General features: G+C 46.5%; 21 protein-coding genes. 18 read left to right on the top strand and 3 right to left on the bottom strand.

All coding sequences use genetic code 11. The features are described 5' to 3' along the window. Positions 1 to 61: 61 nt before the first annotated feature. From ODZ53_RS13970 to ODZ53_RS14000, 7 genes are all read left to right on the top strand, one after another. Positions 62 to 919, top strand: a complete 858-nt coding sequence (locus ODZ53_RS13970) for an NAD(+)/NADH kinase (RefSeq protein WP_012686039.1) — start codon at positions 62 to 64, stop codon at positions 917 to 919. Positions 920 to 924: 5 nt separating this feature from the next. Further along, positions 925 to 1,374, top strand: a complete 450-nt coding sequence (gene ahrC, locus ODZ53_RS13975; RefSeq protein ID WP_012686040.1) for a transcriptional regulator AhrC/ArgR — start codon at positions 925 to 927, stop codon at positions 1,372 to 1,374. A gap of 16 nt (positions 1,375 to 1,390) precedes the next feature. Continuing rightward, a complete protein-coding gene (recN, locus tag ODZ53_RS13980; protein ID WP_372677763.1) occupies positions 1,391 to 3,115 on the top strand; it encodes a DNA repair protein RecN in 1,725 nt (574 codons plus the stop codon). Between the two features lie 239 nt (positions 3,116 to 3,354). Beyond that, the gene (spoIVB, locus tag ODZ53_RS13985; RefSeq protein ID WP_012686042.1) at positions 3,355 to 4,689 is read left to right on the top strand and encodes a SpoIVB peptidase; all 1,335 of its coding nucleotides are present in this window, start codon (positions 3,355 to 3,357) and stop codon (positions 4,687 to 4,689) included. Positions 4,690 to 4,949: 260 nt separating this feature from the next. Beyond that, positions 4,950 to 5,738, top strand: coding sequence for a sporulation transcription factor Spo0A (gene spo0A, locus ODZ53_RS13990; RefSeq protein ID WP_016739922.1), 789 nt, complete (start codon positions 4,950 to 4,952; stop codon positions 5,736 to 5,738). A gap of 201 nt (positions 5,739 to 5,939) precedes the next feature. Continuing rightward, the gene (locus tag ODZ53_RS13995) at positions 5,940 to 6,134 is read left to right on the top strand and encodes a transcription initiation factor TFIIIB (RefSeq protein ID WP_372677765.1); all 195 of its coding nucleotides are present in this window, start codon (positions 5,940 to 5,942) and stop codon (positions 6,132 to 6,134) included. A gap of 23 nt (positions 6,135 to 6,157) precedes the next feature. After that, positions 6,158 to 6,844, top strand: coding sequence for a hypothetical protein (locus tag ODZ53_RS14000; protein WP_372677767.1), 687 nt, complete (start codon positions 6,158 to 6,160; stop codon positions 6,842 to 6,844). A gap of 97 nt (positions 6,845 to 6,941) precedes the next feature. Here ODZ53_RS14000 and ODZ53_RS14005 read toward each other — a convergent pair whose 3' ends face one another. After that, on the bottom strand, positions 6,942 to 7,379 hold the full coding sequence (locus ODZ53_RS14005; protein ID WP_372677769.1) for a hypothetical protein: 438 nt from the start codon (positions 7,377 to 7,379) through the stop codon (positions 6,942 to 6,944). Positions 7,380 to 7,475: 96 nt separating this feature from the next. Here ODZ53_RS14005 and ODZ53_RS14010 point away from each other — a divergent pair, with 96 nt between their 5' ends. The 3 genes from ODZ53_RS14010 (at position 7,476) to ODZ53_RS14020 (ending at position 9,489) form a co-directional block, all read left to right on the top strand. Next, positions 7,476 to 7,946 (top strand): hypothetical protein, encoded by a 471-nt coding sequence (locus ODZ53_RS14010; RefSeq protein ID WP_372677771.1) that lies wholly within the window; start codon positions 7,476 to 7,478, stop codon positions 7,944 to 7,946. Positions 7,947 to 8,060: 114 nt separating this feature from the next. Then, on the top strand, positions 8,061 to 8,639 hold the full coding sequence (locus ODZ53_RS14015; protein ID WP_372677962.1) for a beta-class carbonic anhydrase: 579 nt from the start codon (positions 8,061 to 8,063) through the stop codon (positions 8,637 to 8,639). Next, positions 8,608 to 9,489, top strand: coding sequence for a metallophosphoesterase (locus ODZ53_RS14020; RefSeq protein WP_372677773.1), 882 nt, complete (start codon positions 8,608 to 8,610; stop codon positions 9,487 to 9,489). The genes ODZ53_RS14015 and ODZ53_RS14020 overlap by 32 nt, the downstream gene beginning before the upstream one ends. 7 nt (positions 9,490 to 9,496) lie before the next feature. Here the strand turns inward: ODZ53_RS14020 and ODZ53_RS14025 are convergent, their stop codons facing one another. Then, positions 9,497 to 10,363, bottom strand: a complete 867-nt coding sequence (locus ODZ53_RS14025; RefSeq protein ID WP_372677775.1) for a LysR family transcriptional regulator — start codon at positions 10,361 to 10,363, stop codon at positions 9,497 to 9,499. Positions 10,364 to 10,463: 100 nt separating this feature from the next. On the opposite strand from ODZ53_RS14025, the gene ODZ53_RS14030 reads away from it, so the two are divergent. The 8 genes from ODZ53_RS14030 (at position 10,464) to ODZ53_RS14065 (ending at position 16,246) form a co-directional block, all read left to right on the top strand. Beyond that, the gene (locus tag ODZ53_RS14030; protein ID WP_372677777.1) at positions 10,464 to 11,273 is read left to right on the top strand and encodes a class I SAM-dependent methyltransferase; all 810 of its coding nucleotides are present in this window, start codon (positions 10,464 to 10,466) and stop codon (positions 11,271 to 11,273) included. Next, positions 11,257 to 11,637: a VOC family protein gene (locus ODZ53_RS14035; protein ID WP_012686053.1), complete on the top strand. Its 381-nt coding sequence runs from the start codon at positions 11,257 to 11,259 to the stop codon at positions 11,635 to 11,637. The genes ODZ53_RS14030 and ODZ53_RS14035 overlap by 17 nt, the downstream gene beginning before the upstream one ends. After that, on the top strand, positions 11,634 to 12,437 hold the full coding sequence (locus tag ODZ53_RS14040; protein WP_372677779.1) for a class I SAM-dependent methyltransferase: 804 nt from the start codon (positions 11,634 to 11,636) through the stop codon (positions 12,435 to 12,437). Before ODZ53_RS14035 ends, ODZ53_RS14040 begins: the two co-directional genes overlap by 4 nt. 116 nt (positions 12,438 to 12,553) lie before the next feature. Beyond that, positions 12,554 to 12,730 (top strand): DUF2759 family protein, encoded by a 177-nt coding sequence (locus ODZ53_RS14045; protein WP_064506648.1) that lies wholly within the window; start codon positions 12,554 to 12,556, stop codon positions 12,728 to 12,730. A 186-nt stretch (positions 12,731 to 12,916) separates the two neighbouring features. Beyond that, complete coding sequence (gene steA / locus ODZ53_RS14050) at positions 12,917 to 14,083, top strand: putative cytokinetic ring protein SteA (protein ID WP_372677781.1); 1,167 nt, start codon at positions 12,917 to 12,919, stop codon at positions 14,081 to 14,083. A gap of 24 nt (positions 14,084 to 14,107) precedes the next feature. Continuing rightward, positions 14,108 to 14,662, top strand: a complete 555-nt coding sequence (locus ODZ53_RS14055; RefSeq protein ID WP_188068009.1) for a copper transporter — start codon at positions 14,108 to 14,110, stop codon at positions 14,660 to 14,662. Further along, positions 14,649 to 15,338 (top strand): glycosyltransferase family 2 protein, encoded by a 690-nt coding sequence (locus ODZ53_RS14060; RefSeq protein ID WP_372677783.1) that lies wholly within the window; start codon positions 14,649 to 14,651, stop codon positions 15,336 to 15,338. The genes ODZ53_RS14055 and ODZ53_RS14060 overlap by 14 nt, the downstream gene beginning before the upstream one ends. Further along, positions 15,323 to 16,246: a UDP-N-acetylmuramyl pentapeptide phosphotransferase gene (locus ODZ53_RS14065; protein WP_372677785.1), complete on the top strand. Its 924-nt coding sequence runs from the start codon at positions 15,323 to 15,325 to the stop codon at positions 16,244 to 16,246. Before ODZ53_RS14060 ends, ODZ53_RS14065 begins: the two co-directional genes overlap by 16 nt. Here ODZ53_RS14065 and ODZ53_RS14070 read toward each other — a convergent pair. Beyond that, a complete protein-coding gene (locus ODZ53_RS14070) occupies positions 16,243 to 16,503 on the bottom strand; it encodes a DUF2627 domain-containing protein (protein WP_372677787.1) in 261 nt (86 codons plus the stop codon). The genes ODZ53_RS14065 and ODZ53_RS14070 overlap by 4 nt on opposite strands. Positions 16,504 to 16,728 lie beyond the last annotated feature (225 nt).

Here is a 16,728-nt window from a genome sequence, read left to right on the forward strand (position 1 = left end):
ATACTTGTATATGAGGTTGTTCAAGAAGGATTTCCAACCAACCAGTTTTGGGGTGGACCACGTGAAGAAAATTGGAATCATAGCGAACAAAGGAAAACCCGAAGCACGTATCGTTGCACGGGAACTGTTGTATTTACTGGAGGACAGAGGGGCGCAAGTATTCCTGGATGACCATATCGCATCAGATGTAGGGCATCCAGAACTGGGCACATCTGTAGAAGAGATGGGGAAACAAGCGGATTTGGTTTGTGTATTGGGAGGCGATGGCACGCTACTCAGAATTGCTCGCCAGCTTGCCGGTCACTCTATCCCGATCTTTGGAATCAATTTAGGCACGTTGGGCTTTTTGTCGGAAGCGGAGCCGGAGCATCTGCCTCAGGCTGTCGACAATCTCCTTTCTGGAAAGTACGACATTGAAAAGAGAGCGATGCTGGAAGCATGTTTGGTGCGAAAAGGAATCACACTGGGGACATACACGGCCATGAATGATATAGGGATTGCCAAAGGGTCATTTTGCCGGATCATTCAATGTGCAGTCTTTTTGGATGATGAGTACGTCGCGACGTTCAGTGGAGATGGTGTCATTGTCTCCACGCCGACAGGATCAACGGCATACTCACTTTCTGCAGGCGGTCCGATAGTGGCTCCCAATGTGGACATGCTATTACTGACACCAGTGGCTCCTCATTCCTTGACGGCTCGACCAATGGTATTGTCAGGCAATCAAACGATCCGGGTCGAAGTGGATGCCATTCATCAGGAGATGGGACTGTCCATTGACGGTCAGTTTGGCTATCGACTCGAGGGCGGCGATCAGATTTACATTAAAAAGTCACCGTGTGTTACCCCGCTGATTAAGTGGAAAAAAGGTGGCTTTTTCGAAGCGATACGAACGAAATTACAAGGGGAATGGGAGTAATCCATATGAACAAAGGGCAACGACATATTCGTATTCGGGATATCATCAGTAATCAAGAGGTGGAAACACAGGATGATCTGGTGGACCGCTTGCGGACTGCTGGCTTTAACGTGACGCAAGCGACTGTATCCCGAGACATCAAGGAACTACATTTGGTAAAAGTGCCGCTCCCTGATGGACGATATAAGTATTCAATGCCTGCTGAACAAAAATTCAATCCACTGCAAAAGCTGAAACGCATGCTTGTGGATTCCTTTATTAGCATTGACCAGGCCGATCATTTTATTGTACTGAAGACACTTTCGGGACATGCGAATGCGGTAGCTGAACTGATTGACAACCTTCCCTGGGAAGAAATCATGGGGACAATCAGTGGCGACAACACCATCCTGATTATTTGCCGTTCCAAAGAAAATACCAATGAAGTGACAAAACGCTTAATGGAAATGTTGTAGAAGGTGGTCGCTCGCGATGCTAGTGGAACTCTCGATCCGAAATTTTGCCATCATCAAATCAGTGACGGTCTCATTCCAAAAAGGCTTAAACATCCTGACAGGGGAGACTGGTGCCGGTAAATCCATCATTATCGATGCACTGGGACTGTTGTTAGGGGGCCGGGCTTCGGCTGATTTTGTCCGATATGGTGAGCCTCGTGCAGAAGTGGAAGGACTGTTTGAATTGCCGCCTGGTCACCCTGGACTTGACGTTTGTAAGAATGTCGGCGTCCAGATTGAGCAAGACGGAATGGTCGTGGTACGCCGAGATATATCGAACCAAGGGAAGAGTATCATTCGAATCAATGGACAGCTCGTGACTCTCGCTATGCTGCGTGAGTTAGGGCCATGGCTGGTTACGGTACATGGACAACACGATACGCATATGCTGATGCAGTCAGACAAGCATATCAATTGGCTTGACGCGTATGGGGAAAGTGCGTTGGGAGCTGCGAAACAAGAGTACAGTACCCTGTATACGGCGTACCGCAAAACAAAGCAAGATCTGGAGCGTATGGCACGCAATGATCGGGAGCTGGTACAGCGTATCGATCTGTTGCAATATCAGCTCGATGAAATTGAATCGGCAACCCTTACGCCTGGTGAAGACGAGAAGCTCATGCAGCAGCGGAAAAAGTGGATGAACATTGAAAAAGTTTATTCAACGATTCAAGATGCATACCGTGCATTGCATGGTGACCAGAAGGGCATGGATTGGTTGGGACATGCGATGGGAGAGCTCGAGCGTGGTGTGAACTACGAAGAACAGCTCGTTCCGATTTTGGAGATAGTCCAATCGGCATACTATCAGATAGAAGATGTGGTGCATAACCTTCGTCAATTATCGTACCAAATGGATTTTGAACCGGAGCAGCTGGCAGAAGTAGAGCGCCGCCTTGATCAAATCCAGTCGCTAAAACGCAAGTATGGCAAAAGCGTAGACGATATTTTGGAGTACGCGGCCACGATTCAGGATGAATTGGATGACATGCATCACTACGAAGATCGCCTCCAGCAGGTGGAAAAGCAATTGCAGGAGTTCGCAGCCGATTTGGCAGTGGAGGCATTGGAGTTGTCGGTTATTCGTTCCGAATGTGCAGGAAAGCTCGCACAAGAAATCGAGCAGCAGCTAAAAGAACTGCACATGGAGCGTGCTCGTTTTGCCATCGACGTCAGACAGACACCGGATGATGACGGGGTAGAAATCGACGGAATCAAGCGCTTTGTAGATGCGAATGGAATGGATCAGATCGAGTTTTTAATCTCACCTAACCCGGGTGAACCATTGCGCCCCTTGGCGAAGATTGCTTCTGGTGGGGAGTTGTCTCGCGTTATGCTGGCCATTAAAACGATTTTGGCGGGCACGGATCAAGTGGAGACCCTTATTTTTGATGAAGTCGACACGGGTGTAAGCGGAAGAGCAGCTCAAGCGATAGCAGAAAAGCTCGCTCGAGTCGCTGGGCAGCGACAGGTCCTGTGCATTACTCACTTGCCACAAGTCGCATCCATGGCAGACGCGCATTTTCTGATTAAAAAGGAAATGAGCGAGAATGAAACAGAGACGCGGGTGAATCGTTTGTCTGATGATGAACGGGTATCAGAGCTGGCTCGTATGCTAAGCGGGGCAGAGGTCACAGCAAAAACAGAAGAACATGCGCGCGAGATGATCCTCCTCGGCCGTGAACGAAAGACCGTCAGCTAATTTGGTTGGCGGTCTTTTTTTATTGGAGGCAAGTACAATGATGCCTCGTCGAGGACTTGTGAAGGCTGGATTTCTAATGTTTTGAGTGGGTTATTTTCCTGACATAATCCGCTTGGCTGGTGGCAACATTAAAGGTACACAAGGTGGAGGTGTCCCTCATGACCGCTTTCGGTCAAACAAAATGGACCTGACCGTTTTGTTTTGCAGGTGTAGGTAGGGAACGGTAGGAGTGATTACTGGTGATCCGACAAAACAAAAGAAAATGGATGGGAAGTCTCCTTCTCCTCATCACGGCGCTTGTCGTGAGTTCCACCCCGTTCCGCGATCTGTCCTCCTTTCCCCGTGAATTGCGTTTGATGGAAGGGTCCCACGAGCAACTACGGGTCTCTGTGCCGGTAATGGGCACGCTAATCAATAGCAATCCTGATATTTTGCACGTTAACGGGACAGAGGCGCGTGAGGTATCCGTTGATTTGAGCAGGCCTATGTCTGTAGAACCGCGCAGGGCTGGGGAAGCCCAATTGCAGGTGAAGTGGCATAACATTCCGCTGACTGCTGTAAAAGTAAATGTATTGCCAGATCTGCGGTTGTACCCTGGTGGACAGTCAATCGGGGTGAAGCTGCAAACAGCGGGTGTTTTGGTTGTCGGTCATCATTTAGTAGACGATGGGAAAAACAAGTTTTCTCCAGGTGAACAGGCAGGTATACACGTCGGTGACATGATTATCAAAATGAACGACATGTACATCAATGACATGAACGACGTAAAGAAACTGATTAACGAAACAGGGAAAAAGAATCATTCCGTTCAATTGCTTGTCGTTCGTGGCAAGGAAAAGCTATCGCTCACTTTGCACCCGGCAAAAGATAAAAAAGACAGTGAATACCGTATGGGTCTCTATATTCGGGATTCAGCGGCAGGAGTAGGGACACTGACCTTTTATGATCCAAATTCCAAAGCGTACGGGGCATTAGGGCACGTCATATCCGACGTAGATACTGGTCAAGCCATTGTCGTTGGAGATGGCCAGATCGTGCAAGCAAGTGTCACATCGATTGAAAAAGGACAAAGTGGCAACCCAGGGGAGAAATTTGCACGTTTCTACAATGAAAGTGAAGTTCTAGGAAATATAACGAAAAACACCCCTTTTGGCATTTTCGGCAAAATGAAGGACGAGCCCAAACGCAGCTATTATCAGGAGCCGTTACCAATCGCTCTTGCTGAGCAGGTAGAGGAAGGGCCAGCCAAAATTCTTACTGTCGTGGAAGGTCAAAAGGTAGAAGAGTTCGATATTGAGATCGCAAACGTGGTCAAGCAGCATTTTCCTGCAACCAAAGGGATGATTATTAAAGTCACGGACAAACGCCTTTTGGAAAAGACAGGTGGCATCGTACAAGGAATGAGCGGCAGTCCCATCATTCAAAAAGGTAAGATCGTCGGTGCTGTCACGCATGTGTTTGTCAATGATCCGACTTCGGGATACGGCTGCTACATTGAATGGATGCTTCAGGATGCTGGCGTGAATGTCCGAGATACTGCTGAATCCCGAACCCATACACCCAAGGCTGCCTGAATAAAGTGCCGTCACGCGAACGAAGCGAGGCGGCTTTTCCGATTTTTGCAGTCCTTTGACGAATCGGTTAGGAATGAAAGAATTCTTTGTCGAAATATCAGTTAAATCATTCAATCTTTCGTCATTGGCAGGAATGGAATTTGCTTTGTCGAATAATTTTTGTAGAGAAAAAGATGGTATGGACTAAACCCTTTAGATTTGTTAACTTCTAGAACGCCACCTTCTTTCCAAAAGACCGTCCATTGTTAGGAGGAACGACCTTGAGCAAGATTGAAGTGTTGTTGGCAGATGATAACCGAGAATTTGTGAATCTGTTAGAAGAGTACATCAGTAGCCAGTATGACATGAATGTTGTGGGTGTTGCTTACAACGGCAATGAGGTAGTTCGACTGCTGCAGGAACGTGTACCCGATGTATTAATTTTGGATATCATCATGCCACATCTGGATGGCTTGGCTGTTTTGGAGCAAATTCAGGCCATGCGCTTAAGTCCTCAACCTAAAATTATCATGTTGACTGCTTTCGGGCAGGAAGAGATTACGAAGAAAGCAGTAGAGCTGGGAGCAGCTTACTACATTTTGAAACCGTTTGATATGGAGGTGCTGGCTCAGCGCATCCGCCAAATCATTACCACCAAGCCTGCCTCTTCTTTTGTTTCTTCTGCGAAACCGCAAGCTACCTTACAAATCCGCGGTCGCAATTTGGACGCGAGCATCACCAGTATCATTCATGAGATTGGAGTTCCTGCACACATCAAAGGTTATTTGTATTTGCGGGAAGCGATTACAATGGTATACAACGATGTCGAGCTGCTTGGTTCGATTACCAAAGTCCTGTACCCGGACATTGCAAAGAAATTCAATACAACCGCTAGTCGTGTAGAACGTGCCATCCGTCATGCGATTGAAGTGGCGTGGTCCCGTGGTAATCTGGACTCCATCTCCAGCTTGTTTGGTTATACGATTTCCAACACCAAGGCGAAGCCGACCAACAGTGAGTTTATTGCCATGGTGGCGGATAAACTCCGGATTGAGGCGAAGATTAGTTAGGATGTAGATACTTATTTTCAAGATCCTTACCAATATAAAAGGACATTAGCATTTGCTTGCTAGTGTCTTTTTGTATTGGTGGGACTTAGAAGAGTTTACCGAATGGTTTCCTTTAGATTCCTTTTTCTTAGCATAAATTAACAAAAATTGGTTTGTGTCATCTATAATAGAAATCTAAACAGAGTAAAAGCGAGGTACAAAATGAAAAATCAAATCGAACAATGCCCAAAATGTGGAGGGAATGAGATTGGAAAAGGGAGGCAAGCTGGTGATTCGGCAGTGTTTCCTTTAGGCAAGATTATCCCTCTTGGTTCTGCCATCATTCATAGAATCTGTACGCATTGTGGTTATGTTATCGAGAGTTATGTTGAAACCCCCTCGAAATACAAAGGTTAATACGATCTTGGAGATAATGAAAAATGAGTAAACTATTATCCTACAAAGAAATTCATATTCGTTCTTCTACATCACCTATTGCATATAAGCAGGCTGGTTATCGTCAAAGGTTTCTAACCATTGAGGGAAAAGAGATCGCTAATACAGGTATAGATTGTGAAACCTGTCTTTTTTATGCCGCCGTTTCAGGAATGGATATGAAAAGTGCAACAAAAATATCCAACCGATTAAATCAAGGGATAAATACACTAGACCAAGAGTTCCTGTCTGATTTATCCTGTCTCATTCCCAATGGTCATTACATTGCAACTTTGCTGAAGGTGTATCCTAGGATGAAAAGAGAGGCACATGGGACTGAGTACTACAAGGCTGGGTTAAGGAATATTAGCAGTATGAGGAAAATGGAAGAATATATAGTACCCATTCAATCCAGTGAATCATTAAATCCTATAGCAATTAATGATTACATGGACAGAGTGGATTTAAAAGAAACACCAACAGCGTTGAGCATTTCTTTCCTAGATATAAAATATCCGTTGAATCATTTTGATGAGATATGGGTTTATAGTCATTTTATATTGGATGGTCATCACAAAATGTTTGCGGCAAATAAAGCCCAAAAAGCAATTACCTTATTATCCTTTTTATCGATAGATGAGTCATTCGCAAATAAGGAACAGTTAGATAAACTTTTCCAAGTTTTAACCTGATGAATTGGCTATTGTGTCGGGACAAGAAATAAGCCAAGGTATTTTAACCCTGACTTTGATTATCAATATACCATTTTACTAAATAGAATCACAGAGGTCACTTAGCTGTTTCTTTAGCTGGTGTAGTAGGTGGTTTTTCGGGGCTTGCAGCGGGTGCGTTTCTATATTCAAAGACCATTTCGGAGGTACTACTCAATCCGGTTTGTTCCATGCCTTTACTCGTCAAGGCAATTCTGCCAAATGCCGTAATAGTGGAAGGAATCCTTCCATCTGGTTTGATAATGGTCACAGAAACGGAGTTAATTTCTTCTTTCTTGTCTTTCGCTAAGGTCCGAGTATTTTCTACTAAAGCGCGCAATTCCTTTTCATCATTTGATTCTGTCGCTAAAGCAACCATCCACATTCCGGTGCTTTCGTCAAATCGGTCAATGGCTAATACATATGCAGGTAGCGGCACTTCTGGTGTGCCTGCCGTTTCACTACAGGCTGGAAGGATTAGTGCTAGGGCAAGTATGAAGGCTAGTCTAAATTTCAATCTGCAACTCTCCTAATTATATTTTTGATCATTTTACCAAGGTTGGGGTATTTTTACTATAGCTAAAAAAGTACTCATTCCGGAGGAACTGAATCCATGTGCCTAGAATTATTCGTCATGATAAGAGAAACACCAGGAATTGAGCTTAATCCGATAGTCTCTCCTTATGTTTTGACAGGCAAGCTATCACGTGAAAAAAGTCCTCATTTTTTCAGGCATTTTCCGAAAAAACAGGCATGGCTGGTGAGAACCGAAGAGGGTTGCGCTTGCAGATTTAGCATTTCCAAGCATCCTGATAAAGTAAAACTCGGGATGTACCCAGAAGAGGAGAGGCCTCGTTATTATCAAGAATATGTAGAGGGCTATCAAAAAAGCATTGCAAGAATGATGCATCTACGTGCTTGGTGCGAGGAGCTACTTGATCACGACAAGACGCAGGTTGAACTGTATGGTCTATGGATAGGTGAGAATTTTACAAAAAGAAAACCTATTTACTCAACGATTGAGGAACTCTTCTCACCAAAAAAATTTCGTTTGGACGAGCAGCATTACATCCTGACAAAATGAACCATTTGATAAGAAACTGCCACAGTCCCTTGCGAGATTTTGATCCTCCTATGTAAAATAGAAAAGCATACGATACAAATACATACTACTAATAGCGAGGCAGGTGCTGTGAAAGTGCGCAATTTGGATGAAATTCTCGCATTTAACCGTGAATTTGTAGAGAAACATGAATATGAAAAGTACCAAACTACCAAGTTTCCTGATAAACGACTGGTCGTGCTCTCTTGCATGGATACGCGGTTGGTGGAACTGTTGCCGAAAGCCATGAACATACACAATGGAGATATCAAGCACGTAAAAAGCGCCGGGGCAATCGTGTCCCATCCTTTTGGGAGTATCATGCGCAGTATTCTAATTGCAATCTACGAATTGAATGCCGAAGAAGTGATGGTCGTCGGGCATTATGATTGCGGGATGAGTGCGATCGACAGCAACCGCACGATGGAGAAGATGCTGGAGCGAGGAGTCTCGGCTCAAACATTCTCCACGCTTCAACATGCAGGGATTAACTTACACAAGTGGCTGCACGGATTTGATCGTGTTGAAGAAAGTGTGAAAAATAGCGTAGATACGATTAAAAATCACCCGCTCCTCCCACCGAATGTGGACGTCCATGGTTTACTCATTGACCCGGTAACGGGGAGATTGGATGTTGTCGTGAATGGGTATGAGCGAACGAAAGATAGTGAATGATCCTAACCTTGCTCCCATTTCAAGGAAAACATTTCTCCACAAAGTCAGTAAATGGGTAGGAGGATTGGTTGGTCTCGGTATAGCGACTGGCGTGTACGGTCATGTATGGGAACGAAAAGCACTGGATATCGTACGATTGTCGATCACGATACCGGGATTGCCAGAAAGCTTTAAGGGGACAAAACTCATTCATTTCAGCGATGTCCATCTCGGTCATTATTTTGAACCGAAAGAGTTGGAGCCAGTTATTGCCGTAATCCAGAGTGAAAAACCGGATTTGATTTGCTTCACAGGGGATATCGTTGATGAAGTGACGCGACCGCTATTCGCCGCCGTTCCCCTTTTCAATCAGCTTCTAGCCCCATTAGGCAAATTCGCCGTTTTGGGCAACCACGATTATCGAGCTGGTGAACAGCAAAAGGTTCGAGATGGCTTAGTCGCGTCAGGCTTCGAAGTGTTGGATAATCGACACGTTGTCGTGCACAAAGATGGCCAGCAGTTATACATGGCGGGGGTCGATGATATTTTCTATGGTGTACCTGATCTTTCAAGGGCGCTCGAAAATATCCCGCCGGAGGGCAGCGTAATCTTGTTGGCGCATGAGCCTGATTTTGCTGATATTGCGTCAGAGCATCCCGTGCATCTCCAACTGTCCGGCCACAGCCATGGCGGACAAGTACGCTTGCCCTTCATTGGTCATCTCATGACGCCTCAATACGGACGTAAATATGTACAAGGACTTTATCGGGTAGGTGGCATGGCTGTGTACACCAATAGAGGATTAGGTACGACGATCTTGCCTGTTCGTTTATTTTGCCGCCCAGAGCTTACGGTGTTAACACTACAGTGAACTTTTGTTAATAATGTTCTTTGATCCATTGGACGAATTGCTGGAAAGCATCGTCCTCTTTTTTTGGGTGCAGGTAAGCGATGAGAGTGGGGCGCACTAATTCGCCGTTTGCGATATCGTAGGCAACCAATCTTCCGGTCGCCAGCTCTTGTTGGATGGTCCTTTCCGGCAGGATGGTGATTCCTAGCTGACGTTCGACCATTTTTTTAACAGCGTTGAAACTGTCTAATTCCATAATAATATTCGGAAAAACTCCCTGCTGGGCCAAATAGCGGTCAATTCGTTGGCGATAAGGAGCGGTGTGATTCCCGAACACAATCATTTCCTCGGCTCCCCATGCCTGAAAACCTGGAAACCCGCTTGCCCAAGGATGACTGGGCGCCATGACGAGTAGGAGTCGATCGCTGGGAAGGAATTCTTGATGGATGTGCGGGTGATACATTTCACTCCCGAGAAAGGCAATATCAGCCGTTCCTGTTAGTAGAGCGCTAAGGGATTCCTCGTACAACGTAGAGCGGACGTAGCAGGTAAAGCCGGGATGAGCAATCCGGTACTCCCCGATAAGTCGCGGCAGTTCATAGGCGACAAAAGCTTTTCCTGCGACGATGTTCATCGATTGGCGCTGTTCTTTCTCCTGGATAAAGGAGCGCATTTGCTCTACGATGCTCGTCGCAACCGGTAGCAACCGACGTCCTTCGCCTGTAAGACTCACTCCTGATGCAGTACGAACAAACAGCGCACCCCCAACCTGGCGCTCTAGCTGCTTCAATCGGTGCGTCAATGTTGATTGCGCCAAAAATAATGCTTGTGCAGCGCGATTGATCGAGCCATGACGAGCAATCGTCAAAAACACCTCAAGACTTTCTCGATCCATTGTAAGATGCCTCCTATCCAAATTGTCGATAACTAGTTATCTGTATTCTATAACAAGGATGACAAACATTGGAATATGATAAAGGCAGGAGGTGTTCCCGATGAAGAATGAGGAGATCAAACAAGCTGTTCAAGCACAATTTGGAAAAAATGCAGAGCAATACGTGCAAAGCAAGACGCATGCAAAAGGCTGCGACCTGGAACTAATGGTAGAGTGGATGCAGCCAAGAGAGAACTGGCGGGCACTGGATATCGCTACAGGAGGTGGGCACGTAGCGAGGACTTTGGCTCCTCATGTGAGCTTGGTCGTCGCCACGGATTTGACTCGCCCGATGCTCATGGCGGCATCTGCGGCCAATGAAATAGCACTTGTCGATAATGTGATGTATGTGCAGGCTGATGCAGAATCTCTCCCGTTTCTCGATGAATCATTTGAGATTGTCACATGCCGAATAGCGGCACATCATTTTCCAGATCCGGCGGCATTTGTTCGTGAGGTGGGTCGCGTACTGACCCCTGGGGGTTTGTTTCTCTTCATCGACAACGTTTCGCCTGAGGACTCGTCGCTTTCCGCATTCATAAATGAAGTAGAGAAAACACGCGATCCCAGTCATGTTCGTTGTCTTTCCGTCGGTGAATGGCACGCTTTGTTTGAAGCGAATGGCTTGACTTTGCAAAAGCAGCGGGAACGCAAAAAAAGGTTTGAATTTTTACCATGGGTTCAGCGTACCTCCGAATCATCTGAGCAGGAAGTGAATGTGGAAAATCTGCTGCTGAACGCTACAGATGAACAAAAGGAGTATCTTGGGATTACCACAAACGAAGGCAGAGTAATGACCCATCAGATTGACGAATGGATGGTTCTGTGCAAAAAAAGAGGAGGACAAGAAGACGATGACAACCAAGCATGAATGGATTGGGCTCGACCATGTACAATTAGCAGCACCAGCAGGTACAGAGGACGTAGCGCGCAAGTTTTTCGGTGAGCTTTTGGGAATGCCGGAGGTTCCAAAGCCAGCGAAGCTTCTCGTTCGAGGTGGTGTATGGTTTCAATGTGGGGCGCAAATGATTCATATTGGCGTAGAGGAAGGATTCATCCCTGCGAAAAAAGCACATCCGGCGTTCCTTGTGCAAAACATTGGTTCGCTGATGGAGCATCTGCAAGCAAATGGGATCTCATTTCGGATTGACGAAGAAATTCCTCACCTTATTCGCTTTTTCACAGAGGACCCATTTGGAAACCGTCTGGAGTTCATGGAGGCGAAGCAGGAATGACAATTGATTTTCACGCGGAGCAAAACCAGTTGAGCTATACGGGGAGAACCGCTGATGATTCGTGGAGTCAGACAATCCTGTCACTCGTCAATCCCGTGGGAAAAAATGTCGTGGACATCGGTTGTGGCGGAGGAATTTACAGTAAGGCTTGGTCTAGGCTAGGAGCTGCCTCTGTCACGGGCATTGATTTTTCCCGCGTGATGGTAGAAGCGGCGAGCCAGCAATGCGCCGACGATCCGAAGATTTCGTTTGCACAAGGGGATGCCCGCGCAACCGGATTGCCGAGTCAGTGTGCGGATATTGTATTCGCTCGCGCCTTGATCCATCATTTCCCGGAACAAGATCTGCAGAAGTTTTTTAAAGAAGTTATCAGGCTATTGGCACCGGGCGGGATTTGCTTAATCCAGGACCGGACAATGGACGATGTCAAAATGCCAGCCTCACCGACTCATTTTCGCGGTTTTTTCTTTACTCGATACCCGCGCTTGCTAACGATAGAGCAGACACGAAGACCGGATGATACAATGGTGCAGAACACGATGAAGCTCGTCGGGCTTGAACAGGTGAACAAGACGACACTATGGGAGACAAGACGTGAATACGATAGCTGGTCTGAATTGGAAGCTGACCTGCTTTCAAGAAAAGGTCGCTCCATTCTGCATGAGTTAACCGATGAAGAACTGAATGACCTCGTTCTCACCATTCATGATCACGTAGCCGGGCAAGAAAAATGGAATGAACAAGATTGCTGGAGTATATGGATAGGTAGCGTAGCTTGTGGCACAATAAAAGGGAAATAATTGTGAAACTTTTTGTTCACAAATTTGGATATGCTTGTCTCATAATACCTGAAGCTATATAATGGAATTGCCATTGTATTCCTGTTTGCGTCATCATGGTGAAGGAGTTGTCGTAAATGAAAATCGTTTTATTTGACATCCTGATGTTTATCTTCACATTCTTTATCGCTTGGGGCTGTTTGAATTCCATCAAAGCGAAAAACACCTTTGCTATTCTATTTGGTTTTGTATCTTTGATGGTCTTCCTGTTCGCTGATGGTTTGATCATTTACTACCTGGCCAAGGGTGCGTAGATTAAACTGAAAACGTTTCGCTTAAAAGAGGTTGTGCATTTGATGCACAGCTTCTTTTTTTGTGAAAAACATCTCGATGTTTTTCATTGAACATGACGGGACCGCTGGCGGTCTGCAAAAAACGGTCTGACCGTTTTTTGCATGTGGGGAGGAAATATTTAGCATACTAAAGGCGGAGGTGGAAAAGTGGGCAAACGAAATGGTTCTGCAGCACATTCATACACCGCTGTCGTAGCGGCTGATCTGAAGACGAAGCAGTTGTGCAAACGTCTCCACTCCCGTCATATCGCCATCATTGATCATCCGGACGTTGATGAGATAGCAGCACAGTCCCTACTGGAAAGAGGGGTAAAAGTCGTCCTCAACCTTTCGCCATTCATGACGGGGCAATACCCGGCTGAAGGGGCTCGCCAACTTTTAGCAAACGGTGTCACACTTTATGAGGTACTGGATGTAGATGTGTCGGATTCGTTCATGGAATGGATCGAGGGTAAGTATGCAACGATACGTGAAGAAAATTTGTACATCCTATTGGAAGAGAAGTGGGTCCATGTGTACAGGCTACAGCAGGTGACAGTTCCCTCTGTTTTGAACCGATGGCATGAAGCGCAGGATAAGTTGGATGACACACTCTCGTCGTTTATTGACAATACACTTTTGTACGCCAGCAAGGAGAAAGACCTGTTTTTAAAACCACTTTGCCATGTGCAATTACATACAAAAATGGAACAGCGACATGTCGTAGTCGTCGTTCGCGGGAAACATTTTAGAGAGGACTTACTGACGCTATCTTCCTATATTCGGGAATATCGTCCTGTTTTGATCGGGGTCGATGGCGGTGCAGATGCCCTCATGGAAGCGGGGTATCGTCCAGACCTGATTGTGGGAGATATGGATAGCGTCTCGGACAGAGCACTCCAAAGCGGAGCGGAGATCGTCGTCCATGCTTTCATGGATGGGACAGCACCTGGAACGATTCGCATAAAAGCTCTCGGTTTGCCTTTTCATGTTTTGCCAGCACCTGGTACGAGTGAGGATGTGGCGATGCTGCTAGCGTACGAAAAGGAGGCTGAGCTAATCGTCACGATCGGTGCCCATACCAATATGATTGATTTTCTGGAAAAAGGCCGCAAAGGCATGGCGAGCACGTTATTGGTTCGCACAAAGATTGGGACAAAGCTAATTGATGCCAAAGGAGTCAGTCATCTCTATCGGCCGAGCGAGTCATGGAAGCTGTGGGGTTGGTGTATAGTTGCGATGCTTCTGCCTGTTTCAGCCGCGCTCGTTATTAATCCAATTACCCGTCATGCTGTACAGATGATTTGGACCAGTTGGCGGACTTGGACGTTATGAACAACGCACTTCATGGAGGTAGACATGATACCCTTCCGCTATCATTTAATTTCACTGGCTGCCATATTTGTCGCACTTGGGGTAGGTATCTTGTTAGGAGGGACCGCAGGCCATTCATGGATAACGCAAGGAACAAAAGGCATTCTTTCCAATATGGAAGCAAAGTACGATCGCGCTCTCAAAAGCAACCATGAATTAAGGCAGCAAATAAATCGTTTGCTGAAGGAAGTTGCGCGCAGCAACCAAGAAGTCGTCCAACTCATGAGCATACGCTATGTGGATGAACTTGCAGGAAGCAAGGTGTATGTTTGGCAGGAGGATGGCAACGTTGCTGAACAGATTACGCAACTGATGCATTCAGTAGGCATGGAAGTGATTTCTTATCACGAGGGTAATAATTGGGGAGATGGGGTGCTTTTGGTGGTAGCAAGACAAGTCCCGCTTTGGCTACGGGAAAAACAGGTGAATTCCTGGATACAGGTCGTAGATGTGCCTGACTCTCCCGCAAAACAATGGGCACTTTTGGAGCAAGTGCAAAATAGATTGGCTGAGAGGAAGGGCTCGCGTGAAAAAAGTTAGCGTCGTCATCCCAGCGTTCAACGAACAGGCTTCCATCGGTGATACACTCCGTGCCATCCGTGAACGTTTTTTTTGTGATGAACTAATCGTTGTTGATGATGGCAGTCAAGATGAGACGGCACACATCGCAAGCAAGTGGGCGGATAAGGTGATTCGAGCACCGCGCAATCAAGGGAAAGGTGCAGCTGTTCAATTGGGCTGGAAGTGTGCCAGTGGGGATGTGGTCATGCTTCTCGACGGTGATTTGCGAGACAGCGCAGCAGAAGCAGCACATTTGCTTACGCCTGTGCTACAAGATGTCTGTGATATGGCGGTAGCTGTTCTTCCACCTCCGCAAGTGAAAGCAGGTCTCGGATTAGCAAAAGGCTTGGCCCATCATGGCATCCGGATTTTGACAGGCTTTGAAGCAAAAGCACCTTTATCAGGACAACGGGCAATACGTCGCGAGCTTCTTGACCGATTGGGGAGTCAGGATAAGGGATTTGGCCTAGAGGTGGGGCTCACTGTCGATGCTTTGCGGGCAGGGTATCGTGTAGCAGAGGTCCCTGTCTTTTTTTCGCATCGTGAAACGAAAAACGATTGGGCAGGCTTCAGTCATCGTGGGAAGGAGTTTGTCGCGATTAGCCGAACGCTATGCTGGAAATGGTGGGAGGGCCAAGCGTGGAAACGAAAATAATGATGCTCATGATGCTCGTCGCGGTCGTTATTCCACTGGTGCTGGACCGTCCGCTGTATAAAATCGGCACGCAAAAGCTCAAAGCTTTAGGGATGAATCGGTTCAATTACGAAGGAGAGCCAGTACTGACAGCAGGGGGGCTTATCCTCGTGTGTTCGAGCGTTATAACCGGGATCGTGCTGATCGGACTATTTTTGCTCAAAGAGGTCAAAAGCGAACTTCTCCTGCACGGTTTATTATTTCTAACGGGTATGATCACAATGGCCTTTTGGGGATGGCGTGATGATCGTGCATCAGATCTAGATGCAAAAGGCTTTCGTGGACATTTTGGCGTGTTATGGCGAGAGAGGCGAATCACCAGCGGGATGTGGAAGTTAATTGGAGGGACAAGCACGGCATTTTGTCTCACTCTAGCTCTTTCGGATTCGTTGTTGGCAGGCTTTGTAGCCTTTGGTTTACTTGCGCTCTCACCCAATATCATTAACTTGTTTGATTTGCGGCCTGGACGAGCGATTAAAGTATTTTGGTGCCTGACAGCATTGGCAGGAGCTTTTAGTCTGTGGACAATAGGAGCCAGTACGGGGATGGCAAACTGGATTTTTTTGACCCCTGTCTTCCTTGCAAGTATGCGCATGTTTCCCCATGAAGTTGGAGGCAAAATCATGCTCGGAGATACAGGGGCGAATGCCTTGGGTTTTTCAGCAGGCTTTTCCTTTGTCATCGGGACACCGATTTATGTTCAGGCGAGTATGCTCGTGCTTTTCCTGTGTATTCAGATTGCGGCAGAATTTTGCTCGTTTTCCCGCGTGATTGAACAGGTCAGTTGGCTTCGACGACTCGATCAATGGGGGAGAGTTACAGAAGCTGAAAATAAAAAAAACCAGACTGGCTCGTCCGGCTTGGTCTAGTCCTCGTCATCAGGTTCAGGAACCATGAAACGGGGCTGTACGCGATTTTTTTTGCGTTCATGATGGAGAATAAATCCGGCAATAAACCATACAGGGAGAGCGAAAGCCAGTATACCTAGAATGAGTTTTCCCCATAAAAATCCAACATCCGGAGAGGCGGAAAAAAAGAATGCGTCACGGATTAATTTGATTCCGTACATGGCGATTGCCGCCGGGATTACCATAATTAAGAGTGCAATGATTTTCTGAAATACCAAGGGTTTTCACCCCTTTCTCGAATGCGTAAACAACTACAACAACTACAGTATGGTAATTTCATCATATCGAATGCCAACAGCCTTGTCCACCGTACCTGTTGCACACGAACGAGCGCACGTTAGGGAAGATCGCCTGTCCATCAACGGTTTGTTGGAGTACAATGGTAACGAGTAAGAGCGTAAAGAGTAGGATCGTAAAGAGGTTGTTCAAAAAGTGAGGGATCT

Origin of the sequence: Brevibacillus sp. BD137 (genome assembly GCF_041644655.1) — a bacterium.
Classification (GTDB): domain Bacteria; phylum Bacillota; class Bacilli; order Brevibacillales; family Brevibacillaceae; genus Brevibacillus; species Brevibacillus brevis_D.

Coding starts and splice junctions, on each gene's coding strand:
- ahrC (WP_012686040.1), top strand. CDS start 925: ATGAACAAAGGGCAACGACATATTCGTATTCGGGATATCATCAGTAAT.
- ODZ53_RS14040 (WP_372677779.1), top strand. CDS start 11,634: ATGACAATTGATTTTCACGCGGAGCAAAACCAGTTGAGCTATACGGGG.
- ODZ53_RS14000 (WP_372677767.1), top strand. CDS start 6,158: ATGAGTAAACTATTATCCTACAAAGAAATTCATATTCGTTCTTCTACA.
- ODZ53_RS14030 (WP_372677777.1), top strand. CDS start 10,464: ATGAAGAATGAGGAGATCAAACAAGCTGTTCAAGCACAATTTGGAAAA.
- ODZ53_RS14020 (WP_372677773.1), top strand. CDS start 8,608: ATGGGTATGAGCGAACGAAAGATAGTGAATGATCCTAACCTTGCTCCC.
- ODZ53_RS14045 (WP_064506648.1), top strand. CDS start 12,554: ATGAAAATCGTTTTATTTGACATCCTGATGTTTATCTTCACATTCTTT.
- recN (WP_372677763.1), top strand. CDS start 1,391: ATGCTAGTGGAACTCTCGATCCGAAATTTTGCCATCATCAAATCAGTG.
- ODZ53_RS14035 (WP_012686053.1), top strand. CDS start 11,257: ATGACAACCAAGCATGAATGGATTGGGCTCGACCATGTACAATTAGCA.
- ODZ53_RS13995 (WP_372677765.1), top strand. CDS start 5,940: ATGAAAAATCAAATCGAACAATGCCCAAAATGTGGAGGGAATGAGATT.
- ODZ53_RS14055 (WP_188068009.1), top strand. CDS start 14,108: ATGATACCCTTCCGCTATCATTTAATTTCACTGGCTGCCATATTTGTC.
- ODZ53_RS14025 (WP_372677775.1), bottom strand. CDS start 10,363: ATGGATCGAGAAAGTCTTGAGGTGTTTTTGACGATTGCTCGTCATGGC.
- ODZ53_RS14010 (WP_372677771.1), top strand. CDS start 7,476: ATGTGCCTAGAATTATTCGTCATGATAAGAGAAACACCAGGAATTGAG.